Here is a 19,682-nt window from a genome sequence, read left to right as displayed (position 1 = left end):
GGCCCGGTTGATACCCACGCACTTTGGCCTCGGTGGTGGCCGCGAACAGGGTGCGGATCTTGTCGAACACCCCGGTGTAGGTGGCCGGGTTGGACCTCGGCGTGCGGCCGATCGGCGACTGGTCGACACGCACCAGCTTGTCCAGGTGGTCCAACCCGGTGACCCGGGTATGGCGACCCGGGACTTGCCGCGCGCCGTTGAGCCGGTTGGCCAGCACCGCGGCCAGGATGTCGTTGACCAGCGTCGACTTGCCGGATCCGGAGACGCCTGTCACCGAAGTGAGCACACCGAGCGGGAAGGACACGTCGATGCCGCGCAGGTTGTGCTCGCGCGCGCCGACGACGATGAGTTGGCGCCGCCGGTCGGCGGGCCGCCGGATCGCGGGGATCTCGATGCTCTCCTTGCCCGACAGGTAGGCGCCGGTGATCGAATCCTTGTTGGCCAGCAGCTCGGCGTAGGTTCCGCTGTGCACGATCTCGCCGCCGTGCTCGCCGGCCCCCGGACCGATGTCGACGATCCAGTCGGCGTGCGCGATGGTGTCCTCGTCGTGCTCGACCACGATCAGCGTGTTACCCAGATCCCTTAAGCGGGTGAGGGTTTCGATGAGCCGACGGTTGTCACGCTGGTGCAGCCCGATGGATGGCTCGTCGAGCACGTAGAGCACGCCCACCAGGCCGGAGCCGATCTGGGTCGCCAGCCGGATGCGTTGGGCCTCACCGCCGGACAGCGTGGCCGCCGCGCGCGACAGCGACAGATAGTCCAGCCCGACGTCGAGCAAGAACCCGAGCCGCGACTGGATTTCCTTGAGCACCTGCCCGGCGATCGCCTGCTCGCGCGCACCGAGCGTGAGCGCGTTGAGGAAATCCGAGCAATCCGAGATCGACAGCTCGGACACTTCGGCGATGGACTTCTTGCCGTGCCGCCCCGCGGCCAGCGTGACGGCCAGGATCTCCGGCTTGAGGCGGGTGCCCTCACACACCGGGCAGGGCACGTCCCGCATGAAGCCTTCGTAGCGTTCCTTCATCTGCTCGGATTCGGTCTGCGTCATCTTGCGCTGCAGGAACGCCAGCACGCCCTCGAAATCGGCGTAGTAGGACCGGGTGCGGCCGTACCGGTTGCGGTAGCGCACGTGCACCTGGTGGTCGGATCCCTCGAGGATGGCCTTGCGGGCCTTGGCGGGCAGTTTGCGCCATGGCGTGTCGACGTCGAATCCCAGCTCGTCGCCGAGCCCGGCCATCATGCGGGTGAAGTACTCCGCGGTGTGGCCCGTCGACCAGGGCGCCACCGCGCCCTCGGCCAGCGTGCGGTCGGGGTCGGGCACCACCAGGTCGGGGTCGACCTCCTTGCGGATGCCCAGGCCGGTGCACTCGGGGCAGGCGCCGTAGGGTGAGTTGAACGAGAACGACCGCGGTTCCAGGTCGTCGACCGCCAGCGCGTGCCCGTTGGGGCAGGCCAGTTTCTCGGAGAAGCGCTGTTCCCGGTTGTGGGCGTCGTGCTCGTGATCGACGAACTCGAGCACCACGATGCCGTCAGCCAGGTTCAGCGCGGTTTCCACCGAATCGGTGAGCCGCTGCTTGGCGGTGAGCTTGACCGTCAGGCGGTCCACCACCACCTCAATGTCGTGCTTTTCCTGCTTCTTCAGCTTGGGCGGATCGGTCAGCGAATGCACGACGCCGTCGACCCGCACCCGGCTGTAGCCCTGGGCGTTGAGTTTCTCGAACAGGTCGGCGAACTCGCCCTTCCGGGTGCGCACCACCGGTGCAAGCACCTGGAATCGGGTGCCTTCCGGCATCGCCAACACCTGATCGACGATCTGCTGCGGCGTCTGGCGGGCGATCCGCTCACCACAGACCGGGCAGTGCGGAGTGCCCGCGCGCGCGTACAGCAGTCGCAGGTAGTCGTACACCTCGGTGATCGTCCCGACCGTCGACCGCGGGTTGCGGTTCGTCGACTTCTGGTCGATGGACACCGCCGGCGACAGCCCCTCGATGAAGTCGACGTCGGGCTTGTCCATCTGCCCCAAAAACTGTCGGGCGTAGGCCGATAGCGATTCCACGTAACGGCGCTGGCCCTCGGCGAAGATGGTGTCAAACGCCAGCGACGACTTGCCTGAACCGGACAGCCCGGTGAAGACGATCAGCGCGTCGCGCGGCAAGTCGAGGTCGACGCTGCGCAGGTTGTGCTCACGCGCACCCTTGACAATCAGGCGGTCAGCCACCGGCTCCCTTCCGGGTCATTGTGCAGTCATGACGGACGGCGCATCACACACGTCATCCCCATGCTATGTGCCCATACCGACAACCCGCTCTCGGCCAGTACCGTGACTCTCATGACCGCCCTGGACGACAACTACACCGGGCACGTCGAACCCGGTACCGCCGCAAAACGCACCCTTCCGGGCGTATCGATCGTGAAAGCGTCAGTCGGCCCCATGGACAACAACGCCTACCTGGTGACGTGTTCCGCGACCGGGGAAACGCTGCTGATCGACGCCGCCAATGACCCCGACGTTCTCATCGATCTGGTGCGCAACCACGCCCCGAAGGTGTCCCTGATCGTCACCAGCCACCAGCATTTCGACCACTGGCAGGCGCTGGAAGCGTTGGCGCACGCCACCGGCGCCCCGACCGCCGCGCATGAGATCGACGCCGACCCGCTGCCGGTCAAGCCGGACCGCCTGCTGGCGGGCGGCGACACCGTGCAAATCGGCGAGCTGACGTTCGACGTCATCCATTTGCGCGGGCATACGCCCGGATCGGTCGCGCTGGCCCTCGATGGTGCCGCCACAGGCGGAGTCACCCAGCTCTTCACCGGCGACTGCCTGTTCCCGGGCGGCGTCGGCAAGACGTGGCAGCCCGGCGACTTCACCCAGCTACTCGACGACGTCACCACCCGGGTGTTTGATGTCTACGGCGACTCCACCGTCGTCTATCCCGGTCACGGTGACGACACCACCTTGGGCGCCGAGCGCCCCAACCTTGCGGACTGGCGCGAGCGGGGTTGGTGAACAGCGGCCCGTTGACGAGTTTTCCGATCTGATCGAATCAGGCTGATCACCGAGCAGCTCGCGGCTGAACACGTGGTACGGCTGCAACGGTGCGATTCCCGGGCTGAGATGATGCCCCGGGCCGGTTGACGGGCCGGGGCACCTTGGCGTGTGGTCAGCGGTCGCGGCTGCTGGGCGAAAGCGCCGCGAAATCCGTTCAGCGGGGCCTAAACTCAGCGCGATGAGGGTGGGAATCGACTTCGGCACAACGCATACGGTCGCGGCGGTCGTCGACCGGGGCAACTATCCCGTCGTGTCATTCGATGGGGTCGACACCTGGCCGTCGATCATCGCTGCCAACGACGCCGGCGAATTGCGCTTCGGGTTGGACGCGGCCGCCGTCCGTCGCGACCCGGGCTGGTCGGTGCTGCGGTCGTTCAAACGCTTGCTCAGCGACGGCGGGCCGAGAACGACGGTGGAGCTGGCTGGGCGCTGCTATCCGCTGGCCGACCTGTTCGTGGGCTTTCTTGCCCAGCTCAAGGGCGACCTGCAGACCCGTTCGAACGCCGAAATGGCGCCGGGTGAGCGTGTCGAAGCCGCGATCAGTGTGCCGGCCAACGCGTCCAGCGCGCAGCGCTTCCTGACGCTGGACGCCTTCGCACAGGCCGGCTTCGAGGTGATCGCCCTGCTCAACGAGCCGTCCGCGGCCGGCTTCGAATACGCCCACCGCTACCGTTCGACGATTACCGCCAAGCGCGAGTACGTGCTGATCTACGACCTCGGCGGCGGAACGTTCGACGCGTCGCTGCTGAAGATGACGGGGCGATTGAACGAGGTCGTCGTCAGCGAGGGCATCCAGCGCCTCGGCGGCGACGACTTCGATGAGACGATCCTCAAGCTCGTTCGTAAGGGCGCTCGGCTGCGCAAGCTGGACGCCGACACGCACGATCTGCTGCTGGAGGAATGCGCGGTCCGCAAGGAAGCCGTCGGGCCCAACACCCGCCGATTCCTGGTGGACCTGTCCGCGGTCAGCAAGCCGCCGTTTTCCTGCGCAATCGATGACGTCTACGCGGTCTGCGCACCGCTCATCGAGAAGACGGTTGGCGTTATCTCCCGCGTGCTGCACGACCCGGACGGCGACGACATCGACTGGTCCGAGGTGGCTGGCATCTATGTGGTCGGAGGCGGCGGCGGCTTCCCGCTCGTCGCCCGGATGCTGCGCAGCGTGTACGACGAGAAACGCGTCAAACGTTCACTGCACCCGTTCGCGGCGACCGCGATCGGCCTGGCGGCCTTCCTCGACAAAGAAGCGGGATTTGCTCTGTCCGAACGTCTTTCACGACACTTCGGGGTCTTTCGCGAAGCGCTCGCCGGCGAGGATGTCTGCTTCGATCCGATCGTGCCCAAAGGCGCCCAGTTGCCCGCCGCGGGCCAGCCGCCGTTCATCGTCACCCGGACCTACCGTGCGGCGCACAACATCGGACATTTTCGCTTCGTAGAGTGCAGTCGGCTGCGCGACGGCCGGCCCGATGGCGACGTGACGCCGTATGACCCGGTCTTCTTCCCATTCGATCCGGATCTCGACGACGACGGGGACCTACAGCGCCAGCCGGTGCGGCGACGCGACGGCGGCCCGGATGTCGAGGAACGCTACGTCGTCACGCCCTCTGGAGCGGTGGAGGTGACGCTCACGACGCGCCCGGAGCGGCTGACCCGAACATTTCGCTTGGCCCGCCACGACCTCGCCACCGCGTGATGTGAGCGCCTGTCACGGCGCGGCGTCGAGATCGGGCGTCCAGGCCACCCCGTTGATGTGGCTTCCGCCGTCGACGAACAGCGTGTTGCCGGTGAGGTAGCGGCAGCCCTCGCCGGCCAGGAACAGCGCAACGCGGGCGATATCGAGGTACGGATCTCCGATCCGGCCCATCGGATTCATCGCGTCGGCGAACGCGGCGACGTCGGGATTGTCGCCGAGCACGCGCATGCGTTCGGCCACCACAACGCTGGCGCCCTCCTCGGCGAACCGCCGCGCGATGGCTTCGCCGATGCCGGCCCCGGCCCCAGTGATCAGCGCCACCTTGCCTGCCAACTGGCCGGTCACGGGCGCCGTCCCAGTACGCCCGCCACCAGCAGGTCCCGCGCCTTGGCTGCGCCGTCCAGCGCTCGGGTGGTGCGTTTGACGATCCGCCACCCCGCCGCCGTCCGTCGCAGCTCGACGTGGTTAGCGCCGGCGCGCCAGACCCGGTAACCGCTGCCGTCCGCGTTGTGCCGAACCAGAATCGACTCGCACACCGCCACGGCCTCGTCGCCGTCGACGTCGATGTGCACCGGGCCCAGGAAATGGGCAGAACCGCCGCTGATCAGCCCTTGGTGGGCCGGTGATCGCACCATCTCGGCAACATCGGCCCGGCTGCGCATGTGCCAGCCGTCGACGTCGTATTCGCCGTCTTCTGCCCACAGCCCGGCGACCGCGTCGGCGTCTCCGGCGTCTGCCAGCGGTCCGTAGGACGCCATCAGGCGAGCGATGGCCAGCTCGTCTTCAGCCCGGCGCAGCCGTTGTTCCAGCGCGGCGAGTCGCTCCTCTACCGTCATCCCGCTTCCTCTCCGCGTGCAAAAGCCTCTGCATGGTGCGATGAGCGGCGAGAACGGCCCCAGCCCGGTGAGGGTCGTTGCGCGCGGCCACAGTCGCCTCGTTGCCGCTGACAACATGCACCGGGCTGCGGCCCAACCACTCCAACCCCTCACGTGCCACGTCAGCGGGCTCGGCGACGACAATCCCGGGTGCGTCGAAGTTCAAGCCGGCCCGTTCCATCGCCGGTGTCCTGGTGACGCCGAGGACCAGCTCCAGCACGTCGACTCCGTGGTCGCGCAGCTCCAACCAGAGTCCTTCGGCGAAGATCCTCGTGAACGCCTTGACGCCGCCGTAGACGGTCTGACGCGCCGATCCCAGGTAGCCGGCGAGCGACCCGAGCAACACGATGCCGCATCGCCGCCTGGCGCGCATCGCCTGTCCGTAGTGGTGCACCAGCGCTAACGGTGTCGAGAGATTGAGATCGATGACGTGCCGAAATTCGGCCAGATCGCCGACGAGGAACCCATGACTGTGCGTATTTGCACCCGCCACCAGGATCAACAGGCCCACTTCGAGCCCGGAGGTCGCTGCCGCGATGCGAGTGCAGGCGGCGGGGTCGCTCAGGTCGGCCTGCACGGTACGGACCTCGCCACCGTGTCGGCGGCAGCGATCGGCGGTCTGCTCCAGCGGGTCAGCCTTGCGGGCAGCAAGCACCAGGTTCAAACCCGCTTCGGCGAGAAGCTGCGCAAACTCGGCGCCGACACCCTCCGAGCCCCCCTGGCGATGAGCGCCCACGGCCCGTACTTCGCGGTATCGACCACCGGGCTGACGAGCGCTTATGTGGTCGTGTGCACGATCAGCACGTCGACCTTGGCCCGGCGCGAGACGTTGGCGGGCACCGATCCCAGTAGCCGGCCCGCAATCGTGCTCAGGCCGACGTTACCGACGACGAGGAGATCGGCGCCGACGTCTTCTGCGAGCCCGACCAGCGCGTCAACCGGGGCGCCGACAATTGAGCGTTCTTCGACGTTCTTGGCACCGGCGGCGTGGGCCCGCTCCCTGGCCTCCTGCAGGATCGCGTAGATCGGCGCAGCGCCATGCGTCTTGTAGCTTTCGCCCCTCAGCGCGTCGGCGGCGTGAGGATCGTCGGGCTGGGGCAAGTACGCCGACGCTACGATCAGCTTGGCGTTCGCCCCGGCGATGGTGCCTGCCCGGTCCACCGCGCGCAGCGACGAGTCCGAGCCGTCGGTTCCTACCACCACGGTCCGATAGGCGCTCATTTACCCTCCCAGGTGTTGGTTGCTACGCCAACCCAAGACAGTATCGCTTTGCCTGATCCAATGGCCCGATTTGAGACACGCCGACGTAGTGGCGATCCGGCCGTGCCGAGCGGCCGCGCGGCGCTGCCGGACGGCAATCCCGCCGGCAAGGCCATCGACGAGTAGCTAATACCGGTTAAATCCTTTGACGCGCAGGCTATTTGCCTGAACTACACCGCGACGAGTCAGTTCGTCGGCGTCGGTACCGGTCAGCGGAGCGGCTGATGACCATGCCGGACGGGTAATCAGATTCACCACAGAGCCCTTACAGTGACACACATCATGATCACGCCGATAATCGACGAGACTAAGACGGCTGTCGCCGCGAGCTACTCGCCTCCGCAGCGCCGCGGCAGGCTGCTTGACCCGCTTGCAGTCGCGTTGCTGGCCGCAGTTATCGGCGGCGCCGGGGCGAGCCGGCCGTCGCTGTGGTTCGACGAGAGCGCGACGATTTCCGCTTCGGCGAGCCGTTCGTTGCCTGACCTGTGGCGGTTGCTCGGCCACATCGACGCCGTGCACGGCCTGTTCTACCTGCTGATGCACGGTTGGTTCGCGGTCTTTCCGCAGACCGAATTCTGGTCCCGGGTTCCCAGCTGCCTGGCGATTGGAGCCGCGGCCGCCGGCACCGTGGTCTTCGCCAAGCAGTTCTCGTCGCGCACCACCGCGGTCTGCGCGGGGGTCGTTTTCTCGATACTGCCGCGTGTGACCTGGGCCGGCGTCGAGGGCCGCTCCTACGGACTCACGGCGGTCGCCGCAATCTGGCTGACCGTGTTGCTGGTTACCGCGATACGGCGAAACAGGGGGTGGCTGTGGCTGCTCTACGCGGTGGCCCTGCTGCTGTCGATACTGCTCAACGTCTACCTGGTGTTGCTGGTGCCGGCCTACGCCGTGATCGTGCCGGTGATCGGGGGCCGCAAATCCGTCGTGATCCGTTGGGCCGCGGCCTCGGCGGCGGCGGTGGCGATCATGGCGCCGTTCATGATTTTCGCGCATGGCCAGAGATTTCAGGTCGGCTGGATCTCACGGCTCAGTTGGCACAGCGTGATCGACGTTCTGCAACACCAGTTTTTCGACAACAGCGTCCCGTTCGCGATCCTGACAGCGGTCATTTTGTTGACCGCGCTCGCATTTCGGTCGACCGGCCGATGGGAATGCGATGCCGATACCCGCCGGCTGCTAACGGCTTGCGCGGCATGGCTTGTCGTGCCTCCCACCGTCAGCCTGATCTACTCGGCGCTCACCGAGCCCTTCTACTACCCGCGATATATGTTCTTCACCGCACCTGCGATGGCGGTGGTAGTAGCCGTCTGCATCGTCGCGGTTGCCCGTCAACCGCGGTGGATCGCCGCGGTCCTGGTGTTGCTCGCCGTCGCGGGCTTCCCGAATTATCTTCTGTCCCAACGGCAGCGCTATGCCAATGAAGGCTGGGACTACAGCGATGTCGCTGACCTCATCAGCGCCCATGCCGCACCCGGGGATTGCCTGTTGGTCGACAACACGGTGAGTTGGCTACCCGGGCCGATCCGTGCGCTGCTTGCGGCCCGTCCGGCGGCCTTCCGGCCATTGATTGACATCGGCCGTGGTCTGCGCGGATCCGAGCGCGGCACTCTCTGGGACGGCCACGTGGCGGTATGGCTGGTGACAGGTCGGCTGTACAAATGCACCACGCTATGGACGATTTCCAGTCATGACACGACACTGCCGGATCACCAAAGCGGGAATTCGCTGCCGCCGGGGCGGGTGCTGCGACGCGCGCCCGCGTACGTGACGCCGAGCCTGGTTGGGTTTCGCATCGTCGAGCGCTGGCAATTCCACCGCACCCAGGTTATTAAGTCGACCCGCTGAACGCTGGGCAGTCGCAGCAACGCGCCGCCCAGGCGTTCGCCGATGCATCGCGCGCGGACTAGCTTGACGAATATGCAAATCTGGCTTGCGGACCCGCTGTTGGCCGGCACTGCGCAGGGCAGCCGACACCTCATCGAACTTTTCGTCGCGTTCGGGCTGACGACACTCATCGGGCTGGAACGCACCATCCAGGGCAAGGTCGCTGGATTGCGAACCCAGACCATCGTCGGCACCTCGTCAGCATTGATCCTGTTGATCAGTAAATACGGGTTCGGCGACGTGCTGTCCGCGCAAACGATCGAGCTGGATCCGTCCCGGGTTGCCGCCCAAATCGTCTCAGGCATCGGCTTTTTGGGCGCGGGGATCATCATCACTCGACGCGGGGCGGTGCACGGGCTCACCACCGCGGCAGCGGTGTGGGAATCGGCCGCGATCGGCATGGTGGCCGGCGCCGGCCTGCTGTTGCTGGCCGCCGTGGTCGTAGCATTGCACTTCGTCAGCGCACTCGCTTTCAATGCGGTGGAGCGGCAGCTCACTGCGAGGCTGCGCGGGTCCGTGCGGCTGCACGTCATCTACGAAAGCGGCCGGGGCGTATTACGGCAGCTGCTGCAAGTCTGCGGGCAGCGCAAATGGCACCTCACCGAACTCGATGCGGACCCGCACGATTACGAACGGGATCAGGTCGGGGTAACGATGACGTTGTCGGGGGCCAAGATCATCAACGCGGCACAAGTGCTCGCCGATGTCGACGGCGTGTCCGCGGTGCTTCCGGCTGACGAAGAGCCGGACTGACGCCGCAGTGCCTACCAGCCTGGCTCGACCGCTAGCGAGGCTGACCGTACCGCGGGCCGAATGCTGCGGCGGGAAAGATACCCGCGGCTTGTAGCGCCACGAATCGTCTTGGCGAAACCCCCCAATTCGTCGACCTGCTCAGCGGATAGCGTTCGCCACGGCGGATAGCCCAGTTCATCGGTGAGGTCTTCGATCGTCGACCGCAACTCGGTACCGGTTGTTGTCAGCTCGCCGTCAGTATCCAGAATGCCCCGCGAGATTAGGCCGTCGCTGGCCGCGTTCCACTCGTCGTGGCTCCAGCCGCGCAGCCGACGAGCATACTCCGCATTGAAGCCGATTCCGGTTGCAGCATGGGTGATTAGCGCCTCCAAGCCGCTGAGCCCGTGGGTTACCAGCGCAGTGATATGGCCGTCGCCGCGGTGTTCACGTAACAACGTGATCGCATGCCAAAGTGTGACGACCGGGCTCTCCGGCCAGGGCAACTCAGCGTGGCCGGCATACAGCGGCCTGCCGTCGGCGTTGGGGATGGAATCCGCGACGCCACGCAACAGCGTCGCGGCGCGCACTACTTCCGTTGAGCCGCTGAGTCGTTCACCGAGCACCGAGGCAGGGCCGAAGCGACCAGCTGGTAGCGCACCCTGGTCACCGCCGAAGGCGAGGCCAGTTCCCAAGCAGCCGGGATTGCCCGCGCCACCAATCGTGGGTTGAAGTTGTAGAACGTCGCCGCGGCGACGTTCGCCGACACGGCGCCCATCGGCGCCGATCGGCTGGCGAAATAGTGCGTGCGGGAATCTAATCCGAGTTCGCCGAACTTCTCATCCGCCTCGGGCGCGAAGTAAACAACCGAGTGCAACGTGTCCAACGTGCGGGTGAGCCGGCCGGCGGCGAAGGCGTCCACGAACTGAGACTAGACGGGGTTGCCGCTGCGGGTCAGCGCTGCCCCCGCGTGGCGCGGTATGCGGCCAACACGCCCGCTACGCCCACGGCGGCGAACACCGCGAACAGCCAACGGGCGGCCATGGCCCCACCGCCCCCGACGCTGTTGACCACGACGCCGGCCAGTCCAGCGCCGAACGCTCCGGAGATCAGCTGCACGGTGTTGATCGCCGCGGCAGCGGTTCCAGCTTCGTTCGCGTCGTCCACCGATTGCATCGCCCACGCCGACAGGTGCGGCCAGGACGCCCCGATACCCGTCCCGCTGATCATCAGCGCCAGTGCCCACAGCGCCACAAGGCCCGCCGACGCGTGATCGACCTGGGTAGCCGCGCCCAACGCCAGGCCCGCGGCCATGATCAGCGGTGCCGCAGCGACCACGGCGGCAATGACGCGCCTGCTGCTCAGCGATGCACTGACGATCTCGCTGACAGTCCAGCCGACCGCCAGCGCCGCGCCCAAAAAGCCGGCCGCCAACGGATTCAGATGCGCCAGGCGTTGCCCAAAGAACGGCACATACATGTCGGCCATCGCCGCGGCCATCAGCAGCGCCTCCGTCAGATAGATCCACTTCAGTGGACCCGAACCGAATGCGCTGGGAGGCAATACCGCCAGCGACACCCGCCGATCAACCACCACAAACACGGCGACCAAGAGCACGCTGGCCGCCAGCAACCCGGTGGCCGCGACGCTGTTGTGTGGGACCTCCGCGACGCTGACCGCCAGCGCGGCAGCCCCCAAGAGCAGCAGCGACCACACCGGTATTTTCAGCACCGGCGCAGCGTCGCTCTGATTGCCGCGGCCGGCCGGGAGCACCAGCGGAACCAGCACCGCCATCGCGGCGGTCAGCATCGCCATCGCGCCGAACGCCCAGCGCCACAGCCCGAACTGGGCAAAAACGCCACCGACTGCCGGGCCGATCACTGTGGCGACGCCCCACATCGCCGATACCAGCGCCGAAGCCCGGGTCCACAGCGCTTGTGGCAGCGCGGAGCTGATCACCGCATAGCCCAGCCCGGCCAACAGCCCGCCTGCCGCCCCCTGCAAGGTGCGGCCCGCTAGCAGCACCTCCATGTTGGGAGCCGCCGCGCACACCACGCTGCCGATCCCAAAGGTAGCCAATCCCAACAGATATGACGAGCGCGCCCCGAGTCGCAGCAGGGCCGCATTGACCGTGGTGGCCGCGATCACCGATCCGACCAGGTACAGGGTTGTCACCCACGCATACAGACGCTCACCGCCGATGTCGGCGATGGCGTTCGGCAGCAGGCTGATCGTCAGGAACTCGTTGATCGCATACAGGGCGACCCCGCCGGCGAGCAGCGTCGAGGTGCCCAGAAATCGCGGACCGAGCAGCGTGCGCCAACTGCCGGTCAGTGCTGTGCTATTGGACGAGCTCACTTCAGGCCTGCGGCGTCCATTCCGCGCAGTTCTTTCTTCAAGTCGGCAATCTCGTCGCGGAACCGCGCGGCCAGCTCGAACTGCAGATCCCGCGCCGCCGCCATCATCTGCTCGGTGAGGTCTTTGATCAGGTCGGCCAACTCGGCCCGCGGCATGCTTGCGGTGTCGCGACCCTCGAACACACCGGCACTGACCGCCCGGCCGGGCGCACCCTGGGCGCGACGGCCGCGCGACGCATTGCGCCCGGATCCGCCGACCTGGACGGCCCCGGTGGTATCGGTATCCGCGGCCTCGCGGTAGACCTGGTCGAGAATGTCGGCGATCTTCTTGCGCAGCGGTTGCGGGTCGATGCCGTTGGCCTCGTTATAGGCGATCTGCTTGGCCCGACGCCGTTCGGTCTCGTTGATGGCCTGATTCATCGAGTCGGTCATGGTGTCGGCGTACATGTGCACTTCGCCGGACACGTTGCGGGCGGCGCGGCCGATGGTTTGGATCAGGCTGCGCGACGACCGCAGGAAACCTTCCTTGTCGGCGTCGAGGATCGAGACCAGCGACACCTCGGGCAGGTCCAGCCCCTCCCGCAGCAGGTTGATCCCGACCAGCACGTCGTAGTCGCCGAGCCGCAGCTGGCGCAGCAGCTCGACCCGGCGCAACGTATCGACCTCAGAGTGCAGGTAGCGCACCCGGATGCCCATTTCCAGCAGGTAGTCGGTGAGGTCTTCGGCCATCTTCTTGGTCAGCGTCGTCACCAGCACACGCTCGTCGGCGGCGGTGCGTTTGTGGATCTCAGCGATCAGATCGTCGATCTGACCCTTGGTGGGCTTGACGACGACCTGCGGGTCGACCAGGCCGGTGGGCCGAATCACCTGCTCGACGAACTCCCCGCCGGACTGGCTGAGCTCGTAGGGGCCCGGGGTTGCCGACAGGTAGACTGTCTGCCCGATCCGGTCGGCGAACTCTTCCCAAGTCAGCGGTCGGTTGTCGCATGCCGACGGTAACCGGAACCCGTATTCGACGAGGTTGCGCTTGCGCGACATGTCGCCCTCGTACATGCCACCGATCTGCGGGACGGTGACATGCGACTCGTCGATGACCAGCAGGAAATCCTCCGGGAAGTAGTCGAGCAGCGTCGCCGGCGGCGAACCGGGCCCGCGGCCGTCGATGTGCCGCGAGTAGTTCTCGATACCGGAGCAAAACCCGACTTGACGCATCATCTCGATGTCGTAGTTGGTGCGCATCCGCAGCCGTTGCGCCTCCAGCAGCTTGCCCTGACCTTCCAGCTCGGCAAGCCGCTCAGCGAGTTCCTCCTCGATGGTGGAGATCGCGTGGGCCATCCGCTCGGGACCGGCCACGTAGTGGGTGGCCGGGAAGATGCGCAGCGAGTCCACCTTGCGGATCACCTCGCCGGTCAGCGGGTGCAGGTAGTACAGCGCCTCGATCTCGTCGCCGAAGTATTCGATGCGGACGGCCAATTCCTCGTAGGAGGGAATGATCTCGACGGTGTCGCCCCGCACCCGAAACGACCCACGAGTGAACGACAGGTCGTTGCGGGTGTACTGCACGTCGACCAGCAGCCGCAGCAGCCCGTCGCGGGGCACCTCAGTGCCGACCTGCAGCTCGACGGAGCGGTCCAGGTAGGACTGCGGAGTGCCGAGGCCGTAGATGCACGACACCGAAGCCACTACGACGACGTCGCGGCGTGACAACAGCGACGACGTCGCGGAATGCCGCAACCGCTCCACATCGTCGTTGATCGAGCTGTCCTTTTCGATGTAAGTGTCCGTCTGCGCGATGTACGCCTCTGGCTGGTAGTAGTCGTAGTACGAGACGAAGTACTCGACGGCGTTGTGCGGCAACATCTCTCGAAGCTCGTTTGCTAATTGGGCGGCCAGCGTCTTGTTAGGCGCCATCACCAGCGTCGGGCGCTGCAACCGCTCGATGAGCCAGGCGGTAGTCGCCGACTTGCCGGTGCCGGTGGCACCCAGTAGCACCACGTCGTGCTCCCCCGCCAGAATTCGCCGCTTTAGCTCGGCGATGGCCGCTGGCTGATCGCCGGCCGGGTCATGCGGGCTGACCACCTCGAAGTGCCCACCGACGCGCACCATGTCCTCGACAGGGCGGTATTCGGAGTGAGCGACAATCGGATGCTCGGTAGCGAAAGCCATGTTCACCAGGGTAGGCCGGACCACCGACAAACCGAGGGTGTCATCCGTGCTGACGGGTCCACACCAGGGTCCCCGGATCGCATTGGATCAGGTAACCGTCGTCCGACTTGGACATCGCGAAGACGGGGACGTTCGGCTCGTCACACGAAGTGCCGGTGGAATGCACGCCGGTCGTGGCAGGCGCTTTGTCCCAGGTGTTGGCTTCGCAAACGATCTGCGTATTGGCGGTGGAGTCGTAGGAAAGCTTGTCGACGTCGCTGCATACGCCACCGAGCACCGGCACAGACGATGCCATGGCGGGCACCGCCGTGTTCGCCGAAGCTTGCGCGGGATCGGCCACTACGACACCCGGGGGAACGTCACCGACCCGTGTCGCCACGACCGGAATCCGCAGCATCGCCCCTTGCGCGCCACACTCGTTGCTCTGCACGGTCTGAGTCTGCACGCCGCGCAGCGTGCCGTCGGGTTGCGGCGTCAACGACCAAACCACGGTTTCGGACTGCGTCGCTGTCTGCGTTCCGTGTGCCTCGCGGCACTGTGTCTGCACCTGTCGGGGCGCGCTCTGCCAGTGCCCATCGACGAAATGCAGAACGCCGGTGTTGCCGGTGCCGGCCGTCTTCGCCGCGTCGTGGTTGACGTTGTCCAGTTTCGTTCCGGTGGCGGCGCACCCGGTGGCCGTACAGGCGGAATTGAAGGCCCACCAACCGGTCTGCACGCCGTTGTTGTTGATCACGCCGCTGGATGTCTGCTTTGCGCGGTCGTAGTCCAACCGATAGGCACCGTCGATCACCGGTTTGGCCGCGGCCGGAGTTGAACCGGGCAGCACAGCGGATGCCGAGGACGTCGCATTGAAGCGAGCTGGTGACGCAGGGTTCGACTGGGGCTGATCGCCCCAGGAGAAAAACGAAACGGCCCAGGTGATGGTCAGCGCGATGACCAGCGTGAGAGCGGTCGCGACGGCGATGCCGGTCTTGAGCGAGAATCTGCGGCCGAGCTTCACCGAGCCGGCGCTGCGCTGCTTGAGAGCGCCGCGGCGGGAGACCTTCTCATTGACGGCGGCTGCGAAATCGCGGCACCGATCGAACCTGTCGGCCGGGTCCTTCGCGAGGGCTTTGAAGAACACGTCATCGAGGCGTGCCAGATCCGGGCGATGATCGCTGAGCCTGGGCGGAGCCGCGTGCAGATGCTGGCCGATCACGGCGACCGGGTTGGAATGCCGATACGGCGGCGCACCGGTCAGCAAGTGAAATGCGCTGGCGGCCAGCGCGTACTGGTCGGCCCGCCCGTCGATGTTCGACCCGATCAACTGTTCCGGGGCGGCGTAGGCAACCGTTCCCACCGCGACATTGGTCTCGGTGATTCCGCTGATATCGGCGAGTTGACGAGCAACTCCGAAGTCTGCCAACAGAATCCGTCGTTCGTCATCCTCGGGATGGGTCAGCAGGACGTTGGCGGGTTTCACGTCGCGGTGCAGCATCCCTCGCACATGCGCGTAGTCGAGTGCACCCGCGACAGCCGCGATGATCTCGCCGACGTCGCGTTCTGACATGCCGTTGCGGTAACGCTCTTTCGCCAGTCGGGCTGCGTCGGTGCCCTCGACGTAGTCCATCGCGATCCAGAGTTGGCCCTCGAACTCGCCCCGATCGTGCACCGCGACGATATGCGGATGGAATAGCGTTGCCGCCAGATCCGCTTCCCGATTGAATCGCTCACGAAATTCGCCGTCGGCTGTCATTTCCTTCGCAAGGACTTTCAGCGCATCGCGACGCGGTAGGCGCGGGTGCTTGGCGAGATAGACGTCGGCCATCCCGCCGGAGCCTAGCGGGCGCAAGATGGAGTAGCCGGCAAAGGCGGTACGGTTCCCCATCCCGGTGGACGCGACGTTGGCTTGGCCCTGCTGGCCGCCCACGGCGTCGCCGCGATTCGGTATCGATCTGATCAGCGGCACTCGGTGGAGAAGTTCGGTGACCGCCAGATGCGGAAGCGATTGATAGCCGCGCCGAAGCATGTTGCGAGCACGCTGCTGGGCGCTCACCGGTCGGCGTTCGACGTCCCAGCGCACCGTGGCGTTGTTCGTCTCCTCATCCATTTGCCGTCACCCCCTCGTCTCTCCAAACACTCTGCGCGCGTCACCGCGCGGACCCGGTTGCTCCATGGGCGGCATCGATACGGTCACTGGCCCCGCAAAAAGGTTGCACGCCAGCCGCTTTCAGGCCGTCAACCACCGCAGGCGTGGCGGCCGAAGCTCGGCCGGGCGCAACTCGCGGCAGTTTACTCACTCTTCGCATACTGCCCGCCGATGCGGTTGCCCGGATTGGTGCCGCGTATGAAAGAACTATGAATCACGACCTCGGCAGCGCGTATCGCCATCTGGCCTGCTCAAAGCCGGCGCACAGAGCCGACCATCACGAAACATAGCGAAGTCACAGGTGCGTCGCGTGGAAGCTGTCCCACGTGGCAGCCGATACTGAAGTGGTGAGTCGATCATCCCCGCCCCTGCTGACCATTTGGCACGACGGGTCACAACACACGTTCACGGCAGGCCACGACGTGGTCATCGGACGTGACGCCGATGCCGACATCCGTATCGTCGATCCGCGGATTTCCCGCGCACATCTGATTCTGCGCTTCGAGCAGGGCAAGTGGCTGGCAATCGACAACGGCTCGGTGAACGGGACCTTCGTCAACGGCTACCGCAGGCCGGTGATCGACATCCATGACGGCCAAAGCATCAACATCGGTAATGCCGGCGGACCGCAGCTGAGCTTCGAACTCGCACTGCACCCCGGACGGGCGGGTCGGCCGCCGGAGGCCGGGTCGCCGCGGGACACTGAGCCATCCACCATCTCGTGGTCGACGCCTCCCCCGCCCGCACAGCCCCGTTCGCACCCACCAGGCCAGAGCGGTGGCTCGCGACGCGGCGGGCCGAGGTCCGCTCCACCGCCTGCGCCGCGACAGCCTCCGGCCCCGTACTCGCGCAACCCGCCACAACAGCCGGCGCTCGACCATCCGACCGACGTCCATGTGTCACGGAGACCGCCGACTTCGCCGTCCACGGAGATAACGGTGGTCAACACCGGTTCGGCACCACCGCCGCAAGTGGTGGCACCCACCGAGATGACCGTCGTCGGTGCGCGGTCCGGCGACGTATCGAATCTTGCGACCAGGTTTGTGAAGTTCCTGTCGCAGCGATCGGCGGCGCCGGCGAAACTGGCCGGCTCGGTCACGATCGGTCGTGCCGGCGACAACGACATCGTGATACCCGACGTGCTGGCTTCCCGCCACCACGCGACGTTGGTTCTCACGCCGCTGGGCACCGAGATCCAGGATCGCAGCATCAATGGGACGTTCGTCAACGGCACCCGGGTCGGTTCCGCGATCTTGAGCGAAGGCGACGTCGTCACCATCGGGAACGTCGACCTGGTCGTCAGCGGTGGCATGTTGGTTCGCCGCAGCGAAACCGAAGCCGCCACGCGCACCGGCGGTCTGGAGGTACGCGGCGTCCAATACGTCGTCGACAACGGCAAGCAATTGCTGGACAACATCTCGCTGACCGCGCGTCCCGGAACGCTGACCGCCGTGATCGGCGGGTCGGGCGCCGGCAAGAGCACGCTGGCCAGGTTGATCGCCGGCTACACCACGCCGAGCTCCGGCTCGGTCACGTTCGAGGGCCACGACATCCACGCCGAATACGCGTCGCTGCGCAGCAGAATCGGCATGGTCCCCCAAGACGACGTCGTGCATCGCCAGCTGACGGTGAACCAGGCGCTGGGCTACGCCGCCGAGCTGCGGCTGCCGCCCGACACCAGCAAAGCCGACCGGGCCAAGGTCGTCACTCAGGTGCTCGAGGAACTGGACCTGACCAAGCATGCCGATACCCGGGTCGACAAGCTGTCCGGCGGCCAGCGCAAACGCGCGTCGGTGGCGCTCGAATTGCTGACCGGGCCATCGCTGCTAATCCTCGATGAGCCGACCTCAGGCCTGGATCCGGCGCTGGACCACCAGGTCATGCTGATGCTGCGGCAGTTGGCCGACGCGGGCCGGGTGGTGATCGTGGTGACCCACATGCTGTCCTACCTCGACACCTGCGACCAGGTGCTCTTGGTGGCCCCCGGCGGCAAGACGGCATACTGCGGTCCGCCTGATCAAATCGGCGATGCAATGGGAACCACTAACTGGGCCAAGATTTTCGGCCAGGTGGGCGCCGACCCCGAGGAAGCCAACCGCCGCTTCCTTGAGCGGGAACAGCAGCCGCCACCCGCATCGGCGGACCAGCCGGCCGATCTAGGCGAACCGGTGCACACCAGCGTGCGACGGCAGATCTCGACGGTCGCGCGCCGACAGGTCCGCTTGGTCGTCGCGGACCGCGCCTACTTCGTCTTTTTGGCACTGTTGCCGTTCATCCTGGGTGCGCTGTCACTGACCGTTCCAGGAACGAGCGGATTCCACCTGCCCGGGCCGCACGCGGACACACCCGACGAATCCGCGCAGATATTGGCCCTGTTGCTACCGGCCGCCGCGTTCATGGGCACGGCGTTGACGATCCGCGATCTGGTTGGAGAGCGCGCCGTCTTCCAGCGCGAACAAGCGGTTGGCCTGTCGACGACGGCCTATCTGCTCGCCAAGACCGCGGTGTTTTGCGGGTTCGCGATCCTGCAGGCGGCGATCGTCACCGCGATCGTGGTGATCGGTAAGGGCGCGCCGACCCGAGGAGCCGTGTTACTCGGCAACGGGACAGTCGAGCTGTTCGCGGCGGTCGCGGCGACGTGTGTGGCCTCGGCGATCCTCGGCCTGGCCATCTCGTCGTTGGTTCGATCCAGCGAGCAGATCATGCCGCTGTTCGTGGTGGCGGTCATGGCTCAGCTTGTACTGTGCGGCGGGATGGTCCCAGTCACCGGCCGGCTCGGGCTCGACCAGCTGTCTTGGCTGATGCCCGCGCGCTGGGGCTACGCCGCCGCGTCGTCGACGGTCGACGTACGGCACTTGGTACCGACTTCGTTGCTCCCCCAAGACCGGTTCTGGCAGCACACGCGGAAAATCTGGCTGTTCGACATGGGCATGCTGGCCGCGCTGGCCGTGTTCTATACCGGCTTCGTGCGCTGGAAGATCCGGCTCCGCCGCTGATCCCGGTCAGGTGACGTCATCCATCCACCCAAGCACGAGACCTTCGACCTGAAGGCCCGCACCAACACCGATCCGAAAGGCATCGTGCGGGCGGTGGATGACTACATCGTGCATCCGTGGGGCCTCTACCTGGCCCGCCCGACGCCCGGCCGTGCACAGTTCCACTACCTCGAGTCGTGGTTGCTGCCGTCGCTGGGTTTGCGGGCAACGGTCTTTCATTTCAATCCCGGCCACGAACGCGACCACGACTATTACCTCGACGTCGGCGAATACACGCCCGGTCCGGTTGTGTGGCGTTCCGAGGACCATTACCTCGATCTCGAGGTGCGCACAGGCCGGGGCGCGGACTTAGCCGACATCGACGAATTGTTGGAAGCCGTGCGGCACGGTCTGCTGAGGCCCGAGGTCGGTGAGCAGGCCGTGCGGCGCGCGGCGCGCGCCGTCGACGGCCTGGCCCGCAACAACTACGACCTCAACACCTGGCTGGCCGGCGAAGGCATGCGGCTCGTATGGCGTTGATTGCCGCGACCTGTTGCAGTGCAACT

The 19,682-nt window shown here is 66.3% G+C and carries 12 protein-coding genes and 4 pseudogenes; 6 read left to right on the top strand and 10 right to left on the bottom strand.

Annotated elements, in window-relative coordinates; translation table 11 throughout:
* On the bottom strand, positions 1–2,218 hold a 2,218-nt coding region (uvrA, locus tag ACLQI9_RS30965; protein ID WP_442392714.1), incomplete at its 3' end, for an excinuclease ABC subunit UvrA.
* 111 nt (positions 2,219–2,329) lie between these two features.
* Here uvrA and ACLQI9_RS30960 point away from each other — a divergent pair.
* Together ACLQI9_RS30960 and ACLQI9_RS30955 are read left to right on the top strand one after the other, a co-directional pair.
* Complete coding sequence (locus ACLQI9_RS30960) at positions 2,330–3,007, top strand: MBL fold metallo-hydrolase (protein ID WP_442380199.1); 678 nt, start codon at positions 2,330–2,332, stop codon at positions 3,005–3,007.
* Between the two features lie 220 nt (positions 3,008–3,227).
* Complete coding sequence (locus ACLQI9_RS30955; RefSeq protein WP_442380197.1) at positions 3,228–4,742, top strand: Hsp70 family protein; 1,515 nt, start codon at positions 3,228–3,230, stop codon at positions 4,740–4,742.
* A gap of 12 nt (positions 4,743–4,754) precedes the next feature.
* Here ACLQI9_RS30955 and ACLQI9_RS30950 read toward each other — a convergent pair.
* The 5 genes and pseudogenes from ACLQI9_RS30950 to ACLQI9_RS30930 form a co-directional block, all read right to left on the bottom strand.
* Positions 4,755–4,967 (bottom strand): annotated as a pseudogene (locus tag ACLQI9_RS30950) (SDR family oxidoreductase); the annotation flags it as partial.
* Positions 4,968–4,979: 12 nt separating this feature from the next.
* A pseudogene (locus tag ACLQI9_RS30945) lies at positions 4,980–5,063 on the bottom strand (SDR family NAD(P)-dependent oxidoreductase); the annotation flags it as partial.
* Positions 5,064–5,083: 20 nt separating this feature from the next.
* Positions 5,084–5,578, bottom strand: coding sequence for a nuclear transport factor 2 family protein (locus ACLQI9_RS30940; RefSeq protein WP_442380195.1), 495 nt, complete (start codon positions 5,576–5,578; stop codon positions 5,084–5,086).
* Positions 5,526–6,379: pseudogene (locus ACLQI9_RS30935) on the bottom strand (SDR family NAD(P)-dependent oxidoreductase). Before ACLQI9_RS30935 ends, ACLQI9_RS30940 begins: the two are co-directional and overlap by 53 nt.
* Before the next feature lie 15 nt (positions 6,380–6,394).
* A complete protein-coding gene (locus ACLQI9_RS30930; protein ID WP_442380193.1) occupies positions 6,395–6,838 on the bottom strand; it encodes a universal stress protein in 444 nt (147 codons plus the stop codon).
* 321 nt (positions 6,839–7,159) lie between these two features.
* On the opposite strand from ACLQI9_RS30930, the gene ACLQI9_RS30925 reads away from it, so the two are divergent.
* Together ACLQI9_RS30925 and ACLQI9_RS30920 are read left to right on the top strand one after the other, a co-directional pair.
* Positions 7,160–8,722 carry a glycosyltransferase family 39 protein gene (locus ACLQI9_RS30925; RefSeq protein WP_442380191.1) on the top strand — a complete coding sequence of 521 codons (1,563 nt, stop codon included), beginning with the start codon at positions 7,160–7,162 and terminating at the stop codon, positions 8,720–8,722.
* A 72-nt stretch (positions 8,723–8,794) separates the two neighbouring features.
* Positions 8,795–9,514, top strand: a complete 720-nt coding sequence (locus ACLQI9_RS30920; protein ID WP_442380189.1) for an MgtC/SapB family protein — start codon at positions 8,795–8,797, stop codon at positions 9,512–9,514.
* Between the two features lie 31 nt (positions 9,515–9,545).
* Here the strand turns inward: ACLQI9_RS30920 and ACLQI9_RS30915 are convergent.
* From ACLQI9_RS30915 to ACLQI9_RS30900, 4 genes and pseudogenes are all read right to left on the bottom strand, one after another.
* A pseudogene (locus ACLQI9_RS30915) lies at positions 9,546–10,412 on the bottom strand (SCO6745 family protein).
* A gap of 32 nt (positions 10,413–10,444) precedes the next feature.
* The gene (locus tag ACLQI9_RS30910; RefSeq protein ID WP_442380187.1) at positions 10,445–11,848 is read right to left on the bottom strand and encodes an MFS transporter; all 1,404 of its coding nucleotides are present in this window, start codon (positions 11,846–11,848) and stop codon (positions 10,445–10,447) included.
* On the bottom strand, positions 11,845–14,013 hold the full coding sequence (uvrB, locus tag ACLQI9_RS30905) for an excinuclease ABC subunit UvrB (protein ID WP_442380185.1): 2,169 nt from the start codon (positions 14,011–14,013) through the stop codon (positions 11,845–11,847). Before uvrB ends, ACLQI9_RS30910 begins: the two co-directional genes overlap by 4 nt.
* A gap of 40 nt (positions 14,014–14,053) precedes the next feature.
* Positions 14,054–16,102, bottom strand: coding sequence for a serine/threonine-protein kinase (locus tag ACLQI9_RS30900; RefSeq protein WP_442380183.1), 2,049 nt, complete (start codon positions 16,100–16,102; stop codon positions 14,054–14,056).
* A 386-nt stretch (positions 16,103–16,488) separates the two neighbouring features.
* Here ACLQI9_RS30900 and ACLQI9_RS30895 point away from each other — a divergent pair, with 386 nt between their 5' ends.
* Both ACLQI9_RS30895 and ACLQI9_RS30890 read left to right on the top strand, forming a co-directional pair.
* Positions 16,489–19,137 carry an ATP-binding cassette domain-containing protein gene (locus tag ACLQI9_RS30895; protein WP_442380181.1) on the top strand — a complete coding sequence of 883 codons (2,649 nt, stop codon included), beginning with the start codon at positions 16,489–16,491 and terminating at the stop codon, positions 19,135–19,137.
* Between the two features lie 84 nt (positions 19,138–19,221).
* The gene (locus tag ACLQI9_RS30890; RefSeq protein ID WP_442380179.1) at positions 19,222–19,656 is read left to right on the top strand and encodes a DUF402 domain-containing protein; all 435 of its coding nucleotides are present in this window, start codon (positions 19,222–19,224) and stop codon (positions 19,654–19,656) included.
* Positions 19,657–19,682: the final 26 nt, after the last annotated feature.

It is taken from the genome of Mycobacterium sp. (genome assembly GCF_052143115.1).
Lineage (GTDB): Bacteria > Actinomycetota > Actinomycetes > Mycobacteriales > Mycobacteriaceae > Mycobacterium.
This window is presented reverse-complemented; position numbering and strand designations above follow the sequence as displayed.